At 40.8% G+C, this 21,766-nt stretch carries 16 protein-coding genes and 1 other annotated feature; of the genes, 14 read left to right on the top strand and 2 right to left on the bottom strand.

Going from position 1 to position 21,766, the window contains the following annotated elements; genetic code table 11:
* Positions 1-227: 227 nt before the first annotated feature.
* The 4 genes from clpX (at position 228) to yihA (ending at position 6,624) form a co-directional block, all read left to right on the top strand.
* The gene (clpX, locus tag QNH17_RS22790; protein ID WP_283875312.1) at positions 228-1,487 is read left to right on the top strand and encodes an ATP-dependent protease ATP-binding subunit ClpX; all 1,260 of its coding nucleotides are present in this window, start codon (positions 228-230) and stop codon (positions 1,485-1,487) included.
* A gap of 326 nt (positions 1,488-1,813) precedes the next feature.
* Positions 1,814-3,481 carry an ATP-dependent protease LonB gene (gene lonB, locus QNH17_RS22785; RefSeq protein ID WP_283875311.1) on the top strand — a complete coding sequence of 556 codons (1,668 nt, stop codon included), beginning with the start codon at positions 1,814-1,816 and terminating at the stop codon, positions 3,479-3,481.
* 237 nt (positions 3,482-3,718) lie between these two features.
* Complete coding sequence (gene lon / locus QNH17_RS22780) at positions 3,719-6,046, top strand: endopeptidase La (protein ID WP_283875310.1); 2,328 nt, start codon at positions 3,719-3,721, stop codon at positions 6,044-6,046.
* Complete coding sequence (yihA, locus tag QNH17_RS22775) at positions 6,043-6,624, top strand: ribosome biogenesis GTP-binding protein YihA/YsxC (RefSeq protein WP_283875309.1); 582 nt, start codon at positions 6,043-6,045, stop codon at positions 6,622-6,624. Before lon ends, yihA begins: the two co-directional genes overlap by 4 nt.
* A 31-nt stretch (positions 6,625-6,655) precedes the next feature.
* Here yihA and QNH17_RS22770 read toward each other — a convergent pair whose 3' ends face one another.
* Positions 6,656-7,144, bottom strand: a complete 489-nt coding sequence (locus QNH17_RS22770) for a LiaI-LiaF-like domain-containing protein (RefSeq protein WP_283875308.1) — start codon at positions 7,142-7,144, stop codon at positions 6,656-6,658.
* Positions 7,145-7,422: 278 nt separating this feature from the next.
* On the opposite strand from QNH17_RS22770, the gene hemA reads away from it, so the two are divergent.
* From hemA to ysxE, 8 genes are all read left to right on the top strand, one after another.
* Complete coding sequence (gene hemA, locus QNH17_RS22765) at positions 7,423-8,766, top strand: glutamyl-tRNA reductase (RefSeq protein ID WP_283875307.1); 1,344 nt, start codon at positions 7,423-7,425, stop codon at positions 8,764-8,766.
* A 12-nt stretch (positions 8,767-8,778) separates the two neighbouring features.
* Positions 8,779-9,612, top strand: a complete 834-nt coding sequence (locus tag QNH17_RS22760) for a cytochrome C assembly family protein (protein WP_283875306.1) — start codon at positions 8,779-8,781, stop codon at positions 9,610-9,612.
* Positions 9,613-9,639: 27 nt separating this feature from the next.
* On the top strand, positions 9,640-10,575 hold the full coding sequence (gene hemC / locus QNH17_RS22755; RefSeq protein ID WP_283875305.1) for a hydroxymethylbilane synthase: 936 nt from the start codon (positions 9,640-9,642) through the stop codon (positions 10,573-10,575).
* Positions 10,572-11,354: a uroporphyrinogen-III synthase gene (locus tag QNH17_RS22750; RefSeq protein ID WP_283875304.1), complete on the top strand. Its 783-nt coding sequence runs from the start codon at positions 10,572-10,574 to the stop codon at positions 11,352-11,354. The genes hemC and QNH17_RS22750 overlap by 4 nt, the downstream gene beginning before the upstream one ends.
* Positions 11,355-11,357: 3 nt before the next feature.
* Entirely contained in the window at positions 11,358-12,338 is a 981-nt protein-coding gene (hemB, locus tag QNH17_RS22745) for a porphobilinogen synthase (RefSeq protein WP_026563410.1), read from the top strand.
* A 19-nt stretch (positions 12,339-12,357) separates the two neighbouring features.
* On the top strand, positions 12,358-13,644 hold the full coding sequence (gene hemL, locus QNH17_RS22740) for a glutamate-1-semialdehyde 2,1-aminomutase (protein WP_283875302.1): 1,287 nt from the start codon (positions 12,358-12,360) through the stop codon (positions 13,642-13,644).
* A 951-nt stretch (positions 13,645-14,595) separates the two neighbouring features.
* Positions 14,596-15,873: a stage VI sporulation protein D gene (gene spoVID, locus QNH17_RS22735; protein ID WP_283875301.1), complete on the top strand. Its 1,278-nt coding sequence runs from the start codon at positions 14,596-14,598 to the stop codon at positions 15,871-15,873.
* A 109-nt stretch (positions 15,874-15,982) separates the two neighbouring features.
* The gene (gene ysxE / locus QNH17_RS22730) at positions 15,983-17,017 is read left to right on the top strand and encodes a spore coat protein YsxE (RefSeq protein WP_283875299.1); all 1,035 of its coding nucleotides are present in this window, start codon (positions 15,983-15,985) and stop codon (positions 17,015-17,017) included.
* An 18-nt stretch (positions 17,018-17,035) separates the two neighbouring features.
* On the opposite strand, the gene QNH17_RS22725 is transcribed toward ysxE, so the two are convergent.
* Positions 17,036-17,227 (bottom strand): hypothetical protein, encoded by a 192-nt coding sequence (locus tag QNH17_RS22725; RefSeq protein ID WP_144547838.1) that lies wholly within the window; start codon positions 17,225-17,227, stop codon positions 17,036-17,038.
* Between the two features lie 152 nt (positions 17,228-17,379).
* Positions 17,380-17,616, top strand: a binding site (T-box leader).
* 48 nt (positions 17,617-17,664) lie between these two features.
* Between QNH17_RS22725 and QNH17_RS22720 the strand changes: the two genes are divergently transcribed.
* Entirely contained in the window at positions 17,665-20,307 is a 2,643-nt protein-coding gene (locus QNH17_RS22720) for a valine--tRNA ligase (RefSeq protein ID WP_283875297.1), read from the top strand.
* Between the two features lie 75 nt (positions 20,308-20,382).
* Complete coding sequence (locus QNH17_RS22715) at positions 20,383-21,705, top strand: bifunctional folylpolyglutamate synthase/dihydrofolate synthase (RefSeq protein WP_283875295.1); 1,323 nt, start codon at positions 20,383-20,385, stop codon at positions 21,703-21,705.
* Positions 21,706-21,766 lie beyond the last annotated feature (61 nt).

Genomic DNA, 21,766 nt, shown 5'->3' with positions numbered 1-21,766 from the left:
TATTTTTATCAGAATGGTTAAGATTAAAGAATACATAAGAGATTTAAAATGAACTACACAAACAAAGGGAAGCCTATTTACCTTAAGCTTTTTATTTCCAGTCCATTGGCATTCTGTGTTACAATGCAACATACATACTATTCAATAATTAGAGAGAGACTTGACTTTTGTTTGTGTAATTCGCTGCTTCGCATAAGATACTAACATGATTTAAGGGGTGAAAGGATTTGTTTAAATTTAATGATGAAAAAGGTCAATTAAAGTGTTCCTTCTGTGGTAAAACACAGGACCAAGTTCGTAAATTGGTTGCCGGGCCTGGAGTTTACATATGTGACGAATGTATTGAACTTTGCACCGAAATCGTTGAGGAAGAACTTGGAACAGAAGAAGAAGTAGAATTTAAAGATGTACCGAAGCCGAAGGAAATTTGTGAAATTCTTGATGAATATGTTATCGGTCAAGATCAAGCGAAAAAATCCCTTTCTGTGGCAGTATACAATCACTACAAACGCATCAATTCCAATAGTAAAATTGATGATGTTGAACTTGCAAAAAGTAACATCTGTATGATTGGACCAACAGGAAGCGGTAAAACATTACTAGCCCAAACATTGGCACGTATTTTGAATGTACCATTTGCAATTGCCGATGCGACTTCACTAACGGAAGCTGGGTATGTTGGGGAAGATGTTGAGAACATTTTATTAAAATTAATCCAATCTGCTGATTACGATGTAGAAAAGGCTGAGAAAGGGATTATTTATATTGATGAGATTGATAAAATTGCCCGTAAATCAGAAAATCCTTCGATTACAAGGGATGTTTCTGGTGAAGGCGTTCAACAAGCTTTATTAAAAATTCTTGAAGGTACGGTTGCAAGTGTTCCGCCACAAGGTGGAAGAAAACACCCGCATCAAGAATTTATTCAAATCGATACAACCAATATCCTCTTTATTTGCGGTGGAGCATTTGATGGTATTGAACCAATTATTAAGCGCCGTTTAGGTCAAAAAGTAATTGGCTTTGGATCAGATATTAAGCAGCAGGATGTTGCTCAGAAAGAACTGCTTTCTAAAGTATTACCAGAAGACTTACTCCGCTTTGGATTAATTCCCGAATTTATTGGACGTCTTCCAGTAATTGCGAGCCTAGAGCAGTTAGATGAAGCAGCATTAATTGAAATTTTAACGAAGCCGAAAAATGCGCTTGTTAAACAATATCAAAAAATGCTTGAAATTGACGATGTTGAGCTTCAATTTGAAGAGGGTGCTTTGACTGAAATTGCCAAAAAGGCAATTGAACGCAAAACTGGTGCGCGTGGTTTACGTTCCATCATTGAAGGAATTATGTTGGATGTTATGTTCGACCTTCCTTCTCGTGATGACATTACCAAGTGTGTCATTACCAAAGAAACAGTCATTAACAATGGTGTTCCAAAACTATTATTAGAAGATGGAACCGTCGTTGCTGAAGAAAAATCTGCATAAGATTATTCAAGACCCGGCTTATAGCCGGGTCTTTTTAGTAAAATCGGATAATTTTTCAGTTTTGCTTTTGGGTTATCATTGATTTTTAGAGGATTTTTCCCGGGAAAATCATGCCAATCAGCGGATTTTTGCGATCAATCAGCGAATTCCATAGTCCAATCAGCGAATTTTGGCATTCAATCAGCGAATATCCCCGTTCAATCAGCGAATCCCATTCCCCCCATTTCCTAAACAGTTTCTTAGGATTAGTGGTTTATTCCACCCAACTGCAGGAAATACTTATTAATATATATTTAGTAAAAAGTTGAAGTGCAGGAGGGAAATGTATGAGTTGGACGGGGATTGCCTTATTTATACAGCTATTCTTCGGAATCATTATTGGGCTGTATTTTTGGAATTTGCTTAGGAATCAGCGTACACAAAAAGTATCCATTGATCGGGAATCCCGGAAAGAAATGGAACAACTTCGCAAAATGAGATCTATTTCACTTTCAGAACCATTAGCTGAAAAAGTACGGCCTTCAAGCTTTCAAGATATTGTCGGCCAAGAAGATGGAATCAAATCATTAAAAGCAGCACTATGTGGACCAAATCCCCAGCATGTGATCATTTATGGACCGCCTGGAATTGGAAAAACAGCAGCTGCACGCCTGGTTTTAGAAGAAGCGAAAAAAAATCGCAAATCACCCTTTAAACCTGAATCTGTTTTTATCGAACTAGATGCAACGACCGCACGATTTGATGAAAGAGGTATTGCCGATCCGTTAATCGGTTCTGTACATGATCCTATTTATCAAGGGGCAGGGGCAATGGGACAAGCAGGAATTCCGCAGCCGAAGCAAGGGGCGGTGACCAATGCTCATGGCGGGGTCCTTTTTATTGATGAAATCGGAGAATTGCATCCGATTCAGATGAATAAGCTTTTAAAGGTATTAGAGGATCGGAAGGTTTTCCTTGAAAGTGCGTATTATCATGAGGAAAATAACCAAATCCCAACCCATATCCATGATATTTTTAAAAATGGCCTTCCAGCCGACTTCCGATTAATAGGGGCTACCACAAGGACACCAAGTGAAATTCCCCCTGCGATTCGGTCCCGTTGTATGGAGGTTTTCTTTCGGGATTTAACACAGGAAGAAATCGTGGAAATTGCGAATAAGGCTGCCCAAAAAGTGAACCTGCAAATCAACGAAACAGGCGTCAATACGTTATCAAACTATGCAAGAAATGGGCGCGAAACAGTGAATTTAATTCAAATTGCGGCAGGACTTGCGATAACGGAAGAACGCGATTATATCAAGGATGAAGATATAGAGTGGGTCATCCATGCGAGTCAAATGTCACCGAGAATGGAACGTAAGATTAATGATTTATCCCATGTGGGTCTTGTTAATGGCTTGGCAGTTTATGGGCCAAATTCAGGTGCGCTTCTGGAAATTGAAGTGACCGTCATCCCTGCAAAAGATAAAGGGACAATCAATATCACAGGTATTGTGGATGAAGAAAGTATTGGCGGACAAGGCAAATCGATTCGCCGAAAGAGCATGGCGCGCGGTTCCATTGAAAATGTAATTACGGTTTTACGATCAATGGGTGTTCCAGCTAACGACTTTGATATCCATGTGAATTTCCCGGGCGGTGTTCCAATCGATGGCCCATCGGCAGGAATTGCGATGGCGACAGGCATTTACTCTGCCATCTATAAAATTCCAATCGACAACACGGTTGCCATGACAGGAGAAATAAGTATCCATGGAAATGTTAAACCGATTGGCGGGGTGTATCCAAAGGTAAAAGCTGCGAAAAAAGCAGGCGCAAAAACAGTGATTATTCCAGAGGAAAACATGCAAACCATTTTAAATGAGATTGATGGAATAAAAATTGTTCCCGTTTCCCACCTACATGAAGTATTCGAGATTGCGCTAGTAAATGATTATCAAAAAATGGATGCAATCCCTGCATCGATTGAGCTATCTAAAAAAGAGAGTATCTAATTAAAACTTCGGTTTGTGGTCCATCTGCAAGCCGAAGTTTTTTGCCTATTTTATCAAAAGTTTTCTACCATCTTTATAGAAAGAAATCGGAATGATTGGGGAAAATAAACGTATGCTGAAAAGAGAATCAACCCTCTTTCTCTAAAAATAGACACTTAAAAATAAATAGGATAGAATTGTACAAAGACCATTCTGATTTTGAATTGAAAAATTGTTTGCATGTGGAGGTGCAGTAATTTGACGAAAAAGAACGAATTGATCGTCCCCCTCCTGCCGCTTCGAGGATTGCTCGTCTATCCGACCATGGTCCTGCATTTAGATGTTGGACGTGAAAGATCAGTACAAGCACTTGAAAAAGCAATGGTAGATGACCATTTAATTTTCTTAACCACTCAAAAGGAGGTTTCAATTGATGACCCTTCTGAAGAGGACTTATACACGATAGGAACATTAACAAAAGTAAAACAAATGCTTAAACTGCCAAACGGCACGATAAGAGTCTTGGTAGAAGGATTAAATCGCGGGGAAATCACTTCATTTCATGATGAAGAAGACTACTATGCGGTTACAATCGTTACCTATGATGACCCAGATACGAAGGATGTCGAAGATCAAGCCCTAATGAGAACCATGCTTGACTATTTCGAACAATACATAAAATTATCGAAAAAGATTTCTGCAGAGACCTATGCATCTGTTGCAGATATTGAAGAGCCTGGCAGAATGGCAGATATCATTTCCTCCCATTTACCGATCAAGTTGAAGGAAAAGCAGGAAATCCTGGAAACAACGGATATCAAAGAAAGAGTGAACAAAGTAATTGATATCATCCATAACGAAAAAGAAGTTTTAAATTTAGAGAAAAAGATTGGTCAGCGTGTTAAGCGTTCAATGGAACGGACACAAAAAGAGTATTATTTACGAGAGCAAATGAAAGCGATACAAAAGGAATTAGGCGATAAAGAAGGCAAAACCGGTGAAATTGCCGAGCTTACGAAAAAAATTGAGCAAGCAGGCATGCCTGAACATGTGTTAAAAGCGGCACAAAAGGAATTAGACCGGTATGAAAAGGTACCAACCAGTTCAGCAGAAAGTGCTGTGATTCGAAACTACCTTGATTGGCTTATTAGTCTCCCTTGGTCGAATAAAACGGAAGATGACATTGACATTAACCGTTCAGAAAAAATCTTAAATCAGGACCATTATGGTCTTGAAAAGGTGAAGGAACGTGTCCTCGAATATTTGGCGGTTCAAAAGCTGACCAACTCGTTAAAAGGACCGATTCTTTGTCTAGCAGGACCTCCAGGGGTTGGTAAAACAAGTCTGGCTCGTTCGATTGCGACGTCGCTCAATCGTCATTTTGTTCGTGTTTCACTTGGCGGAGTGCGTGATGAATCCGAAATTCGCGGCCATCGCAGGACCTATGTGGGTGCGATGCCAGGACGAATCATCCAGGGAATGAAAAAAGCAGGAACCATTAACCCTGTCTTTTTACTCGATGAAATTGATAAAATGTCCAGTGATTTCCGCGGGGACCCTTCGAGTGCCATGCTGGAAGTTCTAGACCCAGAACAAAATAGTAATTTTAGCGACCATTATATAGAAGAAACCTATGATCTCTCTAAGGTCATGTTTATCGCAACGGCCAACAACCTATCAACCATTCCAGGACCGTTATTAGACAGAATGGAAATAATCACAATTGCTGGGTACACTGAGCTTGAAAAGGTTCATATTTGTAGAGATCATTTGCTTCCAAAACAAATGAAAGAAAATGGTCTTTCTAAAGGAATTCTTCAGGTCCGCGATGATGCGATTCTAAAAGTCGTTCGTTACTACACACGGGAAGCTGGCGTTCGAAGTTTAGAACGTCAGATGGCAACTCTTTGCCGGAAGACCGCAAAAATTATTGTTTCCGGTGAAAAGAAACGCGTCATCATTACCGAAAAGAATATCGAAGAGTTTTTAGGAAAAACAAGATTCCATTATGGAATGGCAGAAAGCGAAGATCAGGTCGGAGTAGCAACTGGGTTAGCCTATACAACTGTGGGTGGAGACACACTCCAGATCGAAGTATCTTTAGCTCCAGGTAAAGGGAAACTTGTATTAACTGGAAAGCTTGGCGATGTCATGAAGGAATCTGCGCAAGCAGCGTTTAGTTATATCCGTTCTAAAGCGGAAGAACTAGGTGTTGAAGAAAATTTCCATGAAAAATATGATATCCATATTCATGTGCCAGAAGGTGCCGTTCCAAAGGATGGACCATCGGCAGGAATCACCATGGCAACAGCACTGGTATCCGCATTGTCGGGCCGGCCAATTCGCCGCGAAGTTGGGATGACGGGAGAGATTACATTAAGAGGAAGAGTCCTTCCGATTGGCGGTTTGAAAGAAAAGACGCTTAGTGCCCATCGCGCTGGCTTAACGAAGATTATTCTTCCAAAAGATAATGAAAAGGATATTGATGATATCCCAGAAAGCGTAAGGAATGAACTAGATTTTGTCCTTGTTTCCCATGTGGATGAAGTCTTGAGGCATGCCCTTTTGGAAGGTGAAGTACAATGAAGGTAGTCAGTTCAGAAATAGTCATCAGTGCCGTAAAGCCAGAACAATATCCAGAAACAGATTTACCTGAATTTGCGCTTGCCGGCCGTTCCAATGTTGGTAAATCATCTTTTATTAATAAAATGCTCAATCGAAAAGGTTTGGCGAGAATCTCTTCCAAACCGGGAAAAACACAAACGTTAAATTTCTACTTAATAAATGAAATGCTTCATTTTGTGGATGTTCCAGGTTATGGGTATGCGAAAGTCTCTAAATCAGAGCGGGCAGCGTGGGGAAAAATGATCGAAACCTATTTTACATCACGCGAGCAACTAAGAGCAGCGGTACAAATTGTTGACCTTAGACATCCACCATCAAAAGATGATGTGATGATGTATGATTTTTTAAAGCATTATGAGATCCCGTGTATTATCATCGCAACAAAAGCTGATAAGATCCCAAAAGGGAAATGGCAAAAGCATTTAAAAGTTGTTCGAGAGACATTAGACCTTGATAAAAATGACCAAATGATTCTTTTCTCTTCAGAAACTGGACTTGGGAAAGAGGAAGCATGGTCGGCACTTCAGAGCTATATGTAAAAAAAGAAACGCCTGGCAATTGCGCCAGGCGTCATTTTTTTCTCTTCAGTAAAAAATAAATACCAACAACGATAAGCAGGGCGGGCCAAAACTTCCACACTAAACTCATTCCGTTTTGGAGTAAGTCAAAATATGCTGTAATTTTATCATAAAATAAGAGGAGAACAGCTAAAATAAGAAAAAGGAATGCTTGAAATAAACCGGAATTGGTCTTTTGAAAGCGCAGGAAAAAACCTACAGAAATAATTAATATTAGCATTCCAATCGTGTTACTTGGCCAAAAGGACATCTTCCCGACCAAATGAAAATGGAGTCCAAAGCCAGCCATTATGACCCCAGGAAGAATTGCCTCGTACTCGTGTGCAGAATACCCCTGACCTAAAAAAGCAATTCCGACAATAATCAGCAGTGTCGGCCATGTGAAAAATTGTTGAAAGATAGTTATGCCGGATTGCTGCAACAAAAAGTAAGCACCAAAGCCGATAAGAATGATCCCAGGAAAAACTCGTTGATTCTTCATTAAAAACACCACACTTCCAGTAAGGTTCTCTTGAATCTTGTCCATTTTTTTGGTACTGTACATAAGGAAGTATTTTAAAAAAACATTTATCATGATTAAGAAAGTCTAAAGGAAACTTTGATAAACTGTCCCTATTGGGATTGTTAATCGGCGACTTTACTTTAATATATTACCATATAGTTTCGTTTTCTGTTCACATTTTAGGAGCAAAAGTCGAAATTGCTCATGATATAATCATACTAGTTAAGTTGTAATATCTATTGGGGGTGTCCATACAAATGCATACATTAGTGATCGGTATAAACTATAAAACTGCCCCTGTTGAAATTCGCGAGCGGTTGTCATTTAATGAAGCCGACCTTTCCGATGCCATTAAAAAGCTGAATACAAAAAAAAGCATCCTAGAAAATATCATCTTGTCTACATGTAATCGTACGGAAATATATGCGGTTGTAGATCAATTACATACAGGCCGCTATTATATTAAAGAATTTCTGTCAGAATGGTTCGGACTAGAACAAAAAGAATTTTCTCCGTTCTTATTTGTGTATGAAGATGATGGGGCGATTGATCATTTATTTAACGTGACTTGCGGACTCAATTCCATGGTTTTAGGAGAAACACAAATCCTTGGACAGGTTCGTACGAGCTTCATGTTAGCACAGCAGGAAGCAACAACTGGTACGGTATTTAACCACTTGTTTAAACAAGCGATTACCCTTGCCAAACGTGCTCATTCAGAAACAGATATTGGTGCCAATGCCGTTTCTGTCAGCTATGCAGCCGTCGAATTGGCCAAGAAAATTTTTGGCTCACTTGCTAACAAACATGTGTTAATTTTCGGAGCAGGAAAGATGGGAGAATTAGCGGCTCAAAACCTTCACGGAAATGGCGTGAAACAAGTTACGGTAATTAACCGAACGTATGAAAAGGCGATCGATTTGGCGAATCGATTCAGCGGTAAAGCGAGAACATTGGCTGAATTAGAGAAAGCAATGGTGGAAGCTGATATCCTTATCAGTTCAACTGGTTCGAAGGACTTTGTTATTTCAAAAGAAATGATGGTTGGCGTTGAGAAAAAACGCAAAGGGAAGCCATTATTTATGGTTGATATTGCTGTACCACGTGACTTAGATCCAAGAATCGGTGAACTTGAAAATGTCTTTTTATACGATATCGACGATTTAGAAGGTATTGTTGAGGCCAACTTGCAAGAGCGCAAGAAAGCAGCTGAAAGAATCATGCTCATGATTGAAAAAGAAATCGTGGATTTCAAGCAATGGCTTGGAACGCTTGGAGTGGTACCAGTCATCTCAGCATTAAGGGAAAAAGCCCATGCGATTCAATCTGAAACGATGGTAAGTTTGGAAAGGAAATTACCAAATTTATCAGAACGTGACTTAAAAGTTTTAAATAAGCATACAAAGAGTATCATCAACCAGCTCTTAAAGGATCCGATTTTACAAGCAAAAGAATTGGCTGCGCGCCCTGACGCAAATCAGGCAATGGAATTATTCATGAAAATTTTTAATATTGAAGAGCTTGTCCAAGAACAACATTCGAAAGCAGCCGAAACCAATCAAATACCGGTTACAACACCGCGGGCTTCCTTTCAGTCATAAGGGGTACATTCTATGTTTAATGTCTTTATGACAAGGCTTCACGAATTAACCGTTGTTCTCTACGCCTTTAGTGTGTTGTTATATTTTTTCGATTTTCTACACCATAACCGGAAGGCAAACCGTATTGCTTTCTGGTTACTTGCGTTTGTATGGGTTTTGCAAACCGTCTTTCTCGGAATCTATATGTATAAAACAGGCAGATTTCCGGTATTAACGATTTTTGAGGGACTTTATTTTTATGCTTGGATATTGGTTACATTATCCATTGTGATCAATCATTTATTACGGGTTGATTTTATCGTTTTTTTCACGAATATCCTTGGCTTTACGGTAATGGCCATTCATACATTTGCCCCAATGCAATATAGTTCGCATATCATGGCGAAGCAGCTGGTTTCCGAACTGTTGTTGATTCATATAACGATGGCTATTCTATCATATGGTGCATTTTCCCTATCCTTTGTTTTCTCATCATTATATTTGCTTCAATATGATTTATTAAAAAGGAAAAAATGGGGAACTAGACTCATAAGAATTGCCGACTTAGATAAACTCGAAAAATCATCCTACATATTGGCTGTGATCGGTGTGCCAATGCTGCTGCTGAGTTTGATTTTAGGACTGCAGTGGGCCTTTCTTAAGGTTCCTGGGATGCCATGGTATGATATGAAAATCGTTGGATCATTTCTGTTATTAATAGCCTATAGTATCCTTTTATATTTGCATATTATGAAAAATTTATCTGGCAGAAAATTGGCCATTTGGAATACAGCGGCATTTTTAATTGTCTTAATTAACTTTTTCCTATTTGGTAGATTATCATCTTTTCATTTATGGTATGCGTAGTGCATAACCACCTCAGGAGGCACATTCATGAGAAAAATCATTGTAGGTTCTAGACGAAGCAAACTGGCTTTAACACAAACGAATTGGGTGATGGACCAATTGAAGAAGTTGGATCCTCGTTTCGAATTTGAAGTGAAAGAAATCGTCACAAAAGGGGATCAAATTCTTAACGTTACCCTTTCAAAAGTTGGCGGTAAAGGATTATTTGTAAAAGAAATCGAGCAGGCTATGCTTGATAAAGAGATTGATATGGCCGTGCATAGTATGAAAGACATGCCAGCTGTTCTACCAGAGGGACTGACAATTGGCTGTATCCCATTCCGTGAGGATCACCGAGATGCGCTAATCTCCAGAGGACATGTAAAGTTAAAGGATTTAAAACCCGGTGCGATTATCGGGACAAGCAGCCTGCGCCGCAGTGCTCAGTTATTAGTGGCGCGTCCAGATTTAGAGATTAAATGGATCCGTGGTAACGTAGATACAAGATTAGCAAAATTAGAAACGGAAGAATACGATGCGATTATTCTAGCAGCTGCTGGCCTTTCCCGCCTTGGCTGGGCTTCAGATGTAGTTACGGAATTTTTAGATGCTGACCTTTGTATTCCTGCTGTGGGTCAAGGCGCATTATCGATTGAGTGCCGTGAAGATGATAAAGAACTTTTAGAACTATTTGAAAAATTCACTTGTAAGAAAACAGAAAGAGCCGTTCATGCCGAGCGTGCCTTCCTTCAAAAAATGGAGGGTGGGTGTCAGGTACCAATTGCCGGCTTCGCCTATGTGGCTGACAATGATGAAATCGTCCTAAATGTGTTAGTGGCTTCCCCAGAAGGACATGAAATCATTAAAGAAGAAGTGAGAGGACATAACCCAGAAGAGCTTGGTGTTCAGGCAGCTGACCTTTTAATCAAAAAGGGTGGTAAGGACCTGATTGAGAAGGTAAAACGGGAGCTTGAAGGTCAATGACCCAAACGTTACCTTTGCTTGATAAGACCGTTCTTGTACCAAGAGGCGAAGGTCAAGCAAAATCCTTTTCACAGCTTGTTGAAAGGTACGGAGGGATTCCAATCGAAATCCCTCTTATTGCCTTTCGTCCGATTGAAAAAAATCAACGCCTGCACAATGCTTTGATGACACTTGATACATATGACTGGATTATCTTTACTAGCAATGTCACAGTTGAAACCTTCTTTTCTTTTTTTAAAAAGAAAGAGGCGGGTCATTCTTTTCCGAGAATTGCTGTGATTGGGAAAAAGACAGCAGAGGTTTTGGAAACAATGGAATTCTCACCTGAATTTGTTCCGTCCGCTTATGTGGCAGAAACGTTTGTGGAAGAATTTAGCCCATTATTGGATAGGGGTGCACGGGTCCTGCTTCCGAAAGGAAATCTTGCCCGAGAATATATTGCGAGGTCCTTAACAGAGCGTGGTGCACAGGTGGATGAGGTTATCATTTACGAGACATACCTGCCAGATGAAAGTCGCGATATGTTGGCTCGAAAGCTAGCGGATCAACAACTCGATATTCTTACCTTTACAAGCCCTTCAACGGTGGATCATTTAATGGCTGTCGTTAAAGAGTACGGATTGGATATGCAGCTTGGCAACTGCCTTATTGGCTGTATTGGTCCAGTTACCGAGAAAAAATTACATGACTATGGATTAACGGTCCATGCGTCACCGAAAGAGTATACCGTAAAAGAAATGATTAATAGTATGATTGCTTATATAGAGACGGAGGAATAATAAATGGAACTTCAATTTAAACGTCATCGCCGCTTACGCTCGAGTGCGAGCATGCGTTCACTTGTTCGTGAAAATCACCTCAAAGCAGAGGACTTCATTTATCCACTTTTTATTTATGAAGGCGAAAATATCCGCAATGAAGTATCATCCATGCCGGGTGTTTACCAAGTATCGATGGACCACCTAGAAGCAGAAATGGAAGATATCGTGGCACACGGAATTAAGTCGGTTTTACTATTCGGCATTCCGAAAACAAAAGACGCATGCGGTGAGCAAGCCTATCATGACCATGGGATTGTTCAGGTAGCTACTCGTTTTATCAAAGAAAAATTCCCTGAAATTATTGTCGTTGCAGATACGTGTCTTTGCGAATATACAAGCCACGGGCATTGTGGAGTGGTTGAAGGGGAGAAGATTCTTAACGATCAATCGCTTGAATTGCTTGTAAAAACGGCTATTGCTCAGGCAGAAGCAGGGGCAGACATTATTGCCCCATCTAACATGATGGACGGCTTTGTCGCCGCTATTCGTGCGGGATTGGATGAAGCAGGCTTTACTGAGATTCCTATTATGTCTTATGCCGTGAAATATGCATCAGCGTTCTATGGTCCTTTCCGTGAAGCAGCGGAGGGTGCACCGCAATTTGGTGATCGTAAGACCTATCAAATGGATCCTGCGAACCGGATGGAGGCATTTAGAGAAGCTGAATCTGATGTCGCTGAAGGGGCAGACTTCCTCATCGTGAAACCAGGTATGCCGTACCTAGACATCGTCCGTGATATGAAAAATACCTTTAATTTACCGATTGTTATATACAATGTAAGCGGAGAATATGCAATGGTGAAAGCGGCAGCACAAAACGGCTGGATTGATGAAAAAAACACCGTGCTTGAAATGTTAATGGGCATGAAACGTGCGGGTGCAGACTTGATCATTACCTATGCTGCAAAAGATGCGGTTCGCTGGTTAAGGGAAGACCAATAATTTGAAAAGAGGGAACGGTATGCGTTCGTATACAAAGTCGATAGAAGCATTTAAAGAAGCCCAAGCTATTATGCCTGGCGGAGTAAATAGTCCGGTACGTGCTTTTAAATCAGTAAATATGGACCCGATTTTCATGGAACGAGGAAAAGGGTCAAAAATCTATGATATTGATGGCAATGAATACATTGACTACGTCCTTTCATGGGGACCGCTCATCCTTGGTCATACGAATGACCGTGTAGTAGAAGGCTTGAAAAAGGTAGCTGAACTTGGAACAAGTTTCGGTGCACCGACATTAATGGAGAATAAACTTGCTAATCTTGTGATTGAACGTGTCCCATCCATTGAAGTCATTCGAATGGTATCCTCAGGAACAGAAGCGACGATGAGTGCCCTTCGCTTAGCTAGAGGATATACAGGCCGGAACAAGATTTTGAAATTTGAAGGCTGTTACCACGGTCATGGGGATTCCTTGTTGATTAAGGCCGGTTCTGGAGTGGCTACACTTGGTTTGCCAGACAGCCCAGGTGTACCTGAAGGGGTAGCCTCAAATACCATTACAGTCGCTTACAATGACCTTGAAGGCGTAAGATATGCATTTGAACAATACGGTGATGATATTGCATGTATCATTGTTGAACCTGTTGCTGGGAACATGGGGCTGGTTCCACCGCTTCCTGGATTCTTAGAAGGTTTACGTGAGATAACGTCAGCGAACGGTTCATTGCTAATTTTTGATGAAGTTATGACAGGCTTCCGTGTGGGTTATAACTGTGCTCAAGGTTATTTCAATATCACTCCTGATATCACTTGTCTTGGTAAAGTAATCGGGGGCGGACTTCCGGTTGGAGCCTATGGTGGTAAAGCAGAAATCATGAAGCAGATTGCCCCAAGCGGTCCAATCTATCAAGCGGGTACTCTTTCTGGTAACCCACTTGCGATGACAGCAGGTTATGAAACACTTAGCCAATTAACTCCAGAGCATTATGAAGAATTTATCCGTAAGGGTGATCTATTGGAAAAAGGTTTCAAGGCAGCTGCTGAAAAATATGATGTTCCAATCACATTTAACCGTGCAGGTTCAATGATTGGCTTCTTCTTTACTAATGAAGCTGTAATTAATTATGATGTAGCGAAATCATCCAACTTGGAATTCTTCGCAGCATATTATCGTGAGATGGCACTTCAAGGGATCTTCTTACCGCCATCACAATTTGAAGGCTTGTTCTTATCAACAGAGCACTCCGATGAGGATATCGAAAAAACTATCCGTGCAGCTGAGATTGCCTTCTCGAAACTTAAATAAACTATTTCTTGGCACCCACCTGGTTTGGTGGGTGTTTTTTGTATGGTTAGAAGCTTTATTTGTTGTTGGGCCAGTCTGTGTGAAGAGGAAGGTTAATAAATGGGTTTGGCGAAATAAATTGGAGTTTTGGCGGAATAATTGTCAAAGTTTGGCGAAAAAAAGTTTCGGTTAGGCGACATAATATAGGGATTCGGCGAAATCCCCCGCCTCCTAGTAAAGGCAGACCCCCAGATAATACAGCGGTCGGGGCCTGAGCAGTCATTAAAATAGGTAACTAAAGAGCTGTTTGGCGAAATAGTTTAGAGTTTAGGCGAGAAAAAGATCATAGTTGGCGAAATAAAGTTCCATTTTGGCGAAATAATCAAGTTAACCGGCGAAATCCCCACTCAACTTGGCGAAATCCCCCTCCGCATCCTAGTAAAAGCAAGATTCCCAGATAATACAGCGATCGAGGCCTGAGCAGTCATTAAAATAGGTAACTTAAAAAGCTGTTTGGCGAAATTGATTGGAGTTTAGGCGAAATAATGATCAAAGTTGGCGAAATAAAGTCCCAGTTAGGAGAAATAATCAAGTAAACCGGCGAAATCCCCACTCAACTTGGCGAAATCCCCCTCCGCCTCCTAGTAAAAGCAAGATTCCCAGATAATACAGCGATCGAGGCCTGAGCAGTCATTAAAATAGGTAACTAAAAAGCTGTTTGGCGAAATAATTTAGAGTTTAGGCGAAAAAAAGATCATAGTTGGCGAAATAAAGTCCCAGTTAGGCGAAATAATCAAGTAAACCGGCGAAATCCCCACTCAACTTGGCGAAATCCCCTCCTCTCCTAAAAACATAAAAACCTCATCCAAATCTCTAAACACGAAAACTACATTTCTTTTCCACTCAAAACAACACTTTTTATCATAAAAAAAGCCCTTGGGTCATAGAGTGTAAGTGACATAGTGATTTTGCGTGAAGGAAACGAAAGGAGGAGTCGCTTTGTCCCAAGAGAACCAATCGTGCCTACGCTTTTCCTTGGAGGAGTCTTTGTGGTTTAGAAAAGGACAGGAAGTCGAAGAGCTTATTTCCATCTCTTTAGACCCGGACATTACCATCCAGGAAAACGACCAGTACGTAACCATAAGAGGTTCGCTCGAACTCACAGGCGAATATAAAAGTTACGAAACTAACAGTGAAAACGAAGAAGAAGGTGTAACATCACAAAAGTTTGTGGAAAGGGTCGATAACCGGGAGGAAGGAACCTGTGAATTTTCGCACCGATTCCCTGTCGACATCACCATCCCAAATAATCGGATACAGAGTATTTACGATATTGATGTTCTCGTTGAATCGTTTGACTATTCGATTCCTGAACGCAGCTGCCTGAAGCTGGCAGCAGAACTAACGATTAGCGGCTTATATGCCACCGAACAACAACAACCGCAGGAAGAGGCTACTGAAATTGAGGTCGTCCATCGTGCTGAATCTGAATATGAAGATGTAGAGGAAGTAGAAGTTGAATTGGAAACAGTTCAAAGCAGTTACCAAGATAACTTCTTATTTGAAGCAGAGGCAAGAAAACAGCAAGAAGAAGAGAGTGTAGAAGTTTTACCTAAATTTCCTACCTTCAATTACCAGCCGCAGGAAGAAATTGAAGAAGAGGAAAACGAACCTACATGGGATTTACAGGAAGCAAGAAATGAAGAAATCCAACCAACATGGGAGTTACAAGAGGCCAGAAATCAGGAAAACCAACCATCATGGGAATACCAAGAAGCAAGAAATGAAGGGTACCATTCATCTTGGGATGTAGAAGAAGTAAAAAGTGAAGCTAGTCAGCCAGCGTGGTTTTTCCAGGAAGAAAGAAGTGAAGCAAGCCAGCCAGAGCCAGTGCAAGGGGTCGGTGTTGAAGCAGAACCACAACCAGCAGAGCATGTTGAAGAGGAAGTCAGTCAGGTAGAAGAAAGCTCTTCGTCACCGGAGGAAGAACCACCAAAGAATATTAAAAAGAAAAAAGCGGCCAAAAAGAAAAGCATGACGTTAACCGAGTTCTTTGCTCGAAAGGATGATAATGCGGATCAAGCAAGAGTTAAGATTTGCATCGTCCAAAAGGGAGATACCGTGAGCAGCGTAGCAGATCGATATGATGTATCCGTACAAAACCTCCTTCGAGTCAACAATCTTGAAATCAATCAAGATGTATACGAAGGTCAAGTATTATATATTCCTAGCAGCTTTGCAAAAAAATAACTAAAAGAGATGAGCGGGTTCTTTTGACCTGCTCACCTTCTTTTCATGAAGAAATATCGCCCTCCAAGTGGCGATTACGCTTTTCCATTGGAAAGAGAGTTGAGTTTTCATGAATAGCTCCAATCATCTAGCCACACTTGCACCGATCTTAAAACAATATCTTGTTGAACCTCAATTTGTAGAGGATTTTGGCAGCGTCCTCAAGGTTTATTCAAATAAAGGAACCTTTGCTTTAAAAAAAATTGACCCGTCGGCTGGGACAGATTTCATTCGCCATGTCCATCTTCTTTACCAAAAAGGCTTTAACCGTATCGTTCCAATTTATCCTACCATGGACGGCAGGTATGCAGTTTTACATGAAAATAATCTCTATTACTTAATGCCATGGATGTCAAATGAACAAAAGGAAGACCGTGAGCATAGAAATCAACAGCTCTTTCGTGAACTAGCACGCCTTCATACTCTATCCGCCAAAGAAATCACCATGAATAAAGAAGAAAGAACCGAGCACTATGAAAAGACTCTTCAACAGCATGAAAAACAACAGGAATTTCTCGATGGCTTCATCGACGAATGTGAAAAAAAGACCTACATGTCGCCGTTCGAATTGCTATATTGCCTCTACTACAATGAAATCAGCCAAGCGCTGAAATTCTCGAAAACCAAATTTGAAGAATGGTATGAAAAAACGAAAGACAATGAAAAGGCGCGTATGGTGATCACGCACGGAAAATTGTCACCCGAGCATTTTTTATATGATGATAAAGGATATGGATATTTTATAAACTTTGAGAATGCCCGCTATGGCTCACCGATCCATGATCTCCTGCCATATTTATCAAGAGCCTTAAACACTAATCCAAAGCGAAGCGATACAGCCGTCGATTGGGTATATCATTATTTTAAATACTTTCCATTTAGAGCCGACGAAAAATTATTATTCTTCAGCTATTTAGCGCTCCCGATTCCAATCATCCAAGTAGCAGAAAGCTACTATCGGAAGCAGCGTCCCAAAAATGAGTTAAAATATGTACGCCAGCTGCAGCACCGCTACTGGCATTTGAAAAATTCAGAGTATGTCGTCATGAGAATGACCGAGATTGATGCGCAGGCAGCAGCAAAAGAAGGAGCCCAGCAGCAGTAACCTTGCTACAAGGGCTCCCTATACGATTTCAAAATAGATCGACACAGCAATCGCGACAAATAAAGTTAATAAGACGATATCAAAGAATGTTGGAATGATTAGTGTTCGAATGAATTGGAAGACCACAAACGGAATAACTAATTGCGCTGCAACCCTCCGACAAGTCCGAAACCAGGGTTGGTATTTAAACTTATTCAAATTTCTCTTCACCAAAAACCCCCCCTTTTTTATTTTCTTTATGTATATTCCACAAGAGCGGAGAATTCTCCAAAAAAGAAGCATATAGTATAAAAAATAAAAAAAGTGGTTATCATTATTGACGTCAAACCCTTTTTTTCGGTAGTATAACAATATAATTTAATTATTAAGCAACGACAGGGAAGAGTACGATATAAACCTGCTTTATAGAGAGGGAAATCAATAGCTGCAAGATTTCCTAAGCAGACAGTCGGAAGGTCGCCCACGAGCTTCTTCTGCGAACGGATCAATAGAATCCTATTAGTTGAAGACGGACTAAATCCGTTATCTACATAAGTGCCAATCAGTTTTTTGATTGGAAAAAAGGTGGTACCGCGAAGCAAACTCCATTCGTCCTTTTATGACGATGGGGTTTTTTATGTTGAAAAGGAATCAAAGGAGGAACAAAAATGGAAACAAAGGAACTAACAATGCCTACAAAATACGATCCACAAACGATTGAAAAAGGTCGTTATGAATGGTGGCTGCAAGGTAAATTTTTCGAAGCAAAAGATGATGAAAGTAAGCAACCATACACGGTTGTCATCCCGCCGCCAAACGTAACGGGGAAACTTCATTTAGGCCATGCTTGGGATACGACTCTTCAAGATATCGTAACCCGTATGAAGCGGATGCAGGGGTATGATGTTCTTTGGTTACCAGGGATGGACCATGCGGGAATTGCTACCCAAGCAAAGGTAGAGGAAAAACTTCGGAACGAAGGTAAAAGCCGCTACGATTTAGGCAGAGAAAAATTCGTTGAGGAAACATGGAAGTGGAAGGAAGAGTATGCTTCTCATATCCGCCAGCAGTGGTCAAAACTAGGCTTAGGCTTAGATTACAGCCGTGAGCGTTTCACACTTGATGAAGGTTTATCTGATGCCGTTAAAGAGGTATTTGTTACCCTTTATAAAAAAGGTCTCATTTACCGCGGGGAATATATTATTAACTGGGACCCATCCACCAAAACAGCTCTATCAGATATCGAAGTTATTTATAAAGATGTTCAAGGTGCATTTTATCATATGAGCTATCCACTTGCTGATGGTTCTGGACATATCGAAGTGGCGACAACCCGTCCGGAAACAATGCTAGGGGATACTGCGGTAGCCGTTCATCCAGAAGATGATCGTTACAAGCACCTGATTGGCAAAAATGTGATTCTCCCAATCGTTGGCCGCGAAATTCCAATTGTTGCTGATGATTATGTCGATATGGAATTCGGATCGGGTGCGGTTAAAATTACACCTGCCCATGACCCAAACGACTTTGAACTTGGTAATCGTCATAACTTAGAACGTATTCTTGTTATGAACGAAGATGGCTCGATGAATGATAAAGCCGGCAAATATAAAGGTTTAGACCGTTTCGAATGCCGCAAGCAAATCGTGAAAGATCTGCAGGAACAAGGTGTTCTTTTCAAAATTGAAGAGCATCCTCACTCCGTAGGTCACTCCGAGCGAAGCGGAGCAGTAGTTGAACCGTATCTTTCTACACAATGGTTTGTTAAAATGCAGCCGCTCGCAGATGAAGCGATTGCTCTGCAAGATAAAGAGGCGAAAGTAAACTTTGTTCCAGACCGCTTTGAAAAAACCTACCTGCGCTGGATGGAAAATATTCGTGACTGGTGTATTTCGAGACAGCTTTGGTGGGGTCACCGAATCCCTGCTTGGTACCACAAGCAAACAGGTGAGGTATATGTAGGAACAGAAGCACCTGCAGATGCAGAGAACTGGGAACAGGATAAGGACGTTCTAGATACTTGGTTCAGTTCGGCATTATGGCCGTTTTCAACGATGGGCTGGCCGAATACTGAAGCAGCCGATTTCAAGCGTTACTTCCCAACCGATGTGTTAGTGACTGGCTATGATATTATCTTCTTCTGGGTATCCCGTATGATTTTCCAAAGTATCGAGTTTACAGGAGAGCGTCCATTTAAAGATGTTCTCATCCACGGGCTTGTTCGTGATGAGCAAGGTCGCAAAATGAGTAAATCACTTGGAAACGGCGTAGACCCAATGGATGTTATTGAAAAATACGGTGCTGATGCGCTAAGATATTTCCTTTCAACAGGAAGTTCTCCAGGGCAGGATTTACGCTTCAGTTTCGAAAAAGTAGAGTCGACTTGGAACTTTGCCAATAAAATTTGGAATGCTTCCCGCTTTGCGTTAATGAATATGGATGGCATGACCTATGATGAAATTGATTTTAGCGGCGAAAAATCTGTTGCTGACAAGTGGATTCTAACACGCTTAAATGAAACGATTGAACATGTGACACGTCTTTCTGACCGCTATGAATTCGGGGAAGTGGGCCGTGCCCTGTACAACTTCATTTGGGATGACTTCTGTGATTGGTATATTGAAATGGCGAAATTGCCATTATATGGTGAAGATGAAGCTGCAAAGAAAACCACTCGTTCGATTCTAGCACATGTATTGGATCAAACGATGCGTTTGTTACATCCATTCATGCCTTTTATCACCGAGGAAATTTGGCAAAACCTTCCACATCGAGGAGAATCGATTACGACGGCACAGTGGCCTGAAGTAAATCCAGCTCTTTCTGATGACCAAGCAGCCCAAGAAATGAAACTGCTCATGGAAATGATTCGTTCTGTCCGGAATATTCGTGCTGAAGTAAACACACCAATGAGTAAGAAAATCAAAATGCTAGTGAAAGCGAAGGATGAAACAGTTCTTAAATCGCTTGAGAATAACCGCAGTTATATTGAACGTTTCTGCAATCCTGAAGAATTGCAAATGGGTGTGGAACTTGAAACACCAGAAAAAGCCATGACAGCTGTTATTACTGGCGTTGAAATCATCTTGCCACTTGCAGGCTTGATTAACATTGACGAAGAAATTACTCGTCTCGAGAAAGAATTCGACCGCTTAAATAAAGAAGTTGAACGAGTTCAGAAGAAACTAGGCAATGAAGGCTTCATGAAAAAAGCCCCAGAAAGTGTTGTAGCTGAAGAGCGGGCAAAAGAAAGTGATTATCGTGAGAAGAGAGCGATTGTGGAAGCACGAATTAAAGAATTAAGAGGGTAAACTAAATGGTGAGGCGAGTCCAGCAATGGAGTCGTCTCATCTTTATTACACATACAAAAAGATGGGGTGTCACGGATGTTTACTACATATAAAGAAGCCCTAGAATGGATCCATGCAAGGTTAAGACTGGGCATCAAACCAGGTTTAAAGCGGATGGAATGGATGATGGATAGACTGGGTCATCCAGAAACAAAAATGAAGACCGTTCATATTGGCGGCACCAATGGAAAAGGGTCTACAGTTACCTATCTTCGTTCGATTCTTGAAGCAGGGGGTTATACGGTCGGTACTTTTACCTCGCCCTATATTGAACAGTTTAATGAACGAATTAGTGTTAACGGCAAAGCAATTAGCGATGCGGATTTGCTTCAGCTAACAAACATCATCCGGCCATTAGCAGACGAATTAGAAGAGACAGAATTAGGCGGTCCGACAGAGTTTGAAGTGATTACCGCCATGGCGTTTCATTATTTCGCAAGCCTGAATAAGGTTGATATCGTTATTTTTGAAGTAGGGTTAGGAGGTCGCTTTGATTCTACCAATATCATTCAACCCTTAGCTTCCATCATTACCAATATTGGGCTAGATCACACTAATATCCTTGGGTCTACATACGAGGAAATCGCCTTTGAAAAAGCAGGTATCATTAAAAAGAATACGGCCCTTTTTACAGCTGTAAAACACCCTGGTGCGCTGAAGGTCATTGAGGAACAAGCTCAAATGAAAGAGTCACCACTTTATCGCCTAAATCAGGAATTTTTAATTAGCGGCCATAAATCCTTAGTGAAGGGAGAAGTTTTTAACGTTGTTACACCGTATCAAACCCTCGACCAGCTGGAAATCAGCATGATTGGCCAACATCAAACGGAAAATGCCGCTCTTGCTGTTATAGCCGCCCAATTTTTGCATCAAAAGGGCGAGTTTATCCTAACCGAACAAGCAATTCGAGCAGGATTAAAGAAGGCTTATTGGCCAGGTAGATTTGAAATGCTGTCAGAAAGTCCATTAGTCATCATTGACGGGGCCCATAATGAGGAAGGGATTACGGCTCTCACACACGAACTATCAACTCGATATCCAAATCGCAAAATCCAGATTGTCTTTGCTGCGTTAACGGATAAAAAGCTGGACGAGATGATTGGGAAACTAGATAGCATTGCTACACAAATTACTTTTGTTAGCTTTGATTTTCCGCGTGCGGCGAAGGCAGAGGAATTACTGAAAATCAGCCATTCAGCCAACAAACTTGCCATAGATGACTGGGGTTCGTATCTTTCAGAGGAAATAAAATCACTGGATAACAATAGCATATTAGTCATAACAGGATCACTTTATTTTATTTCAGAGGTAAAACCATTTTTAGTTAAATATTTGAAAAATAAAACAATTTCTTTATGACATGATATTTTTTCGATGGTAAAATAATTTTATCACTATAAAAATTGAGAGAGGAGGATAA

Origin of the sequence: Neobacillus sp. SuZ13 (genome assembly GCF_030123365.1) — a bacterium.
In the GTDB taxonomy this organism is placed as follows: Bacteria; Bacillota; Bacilli; order Bacillales; family Cytobacillaceae; genus Neobacillus.
The sequence above is the reverse complement of the archived record's forward strand: the minus strand, read 5'-3'. Positions and strand labels throughout refer to the sequence as shown.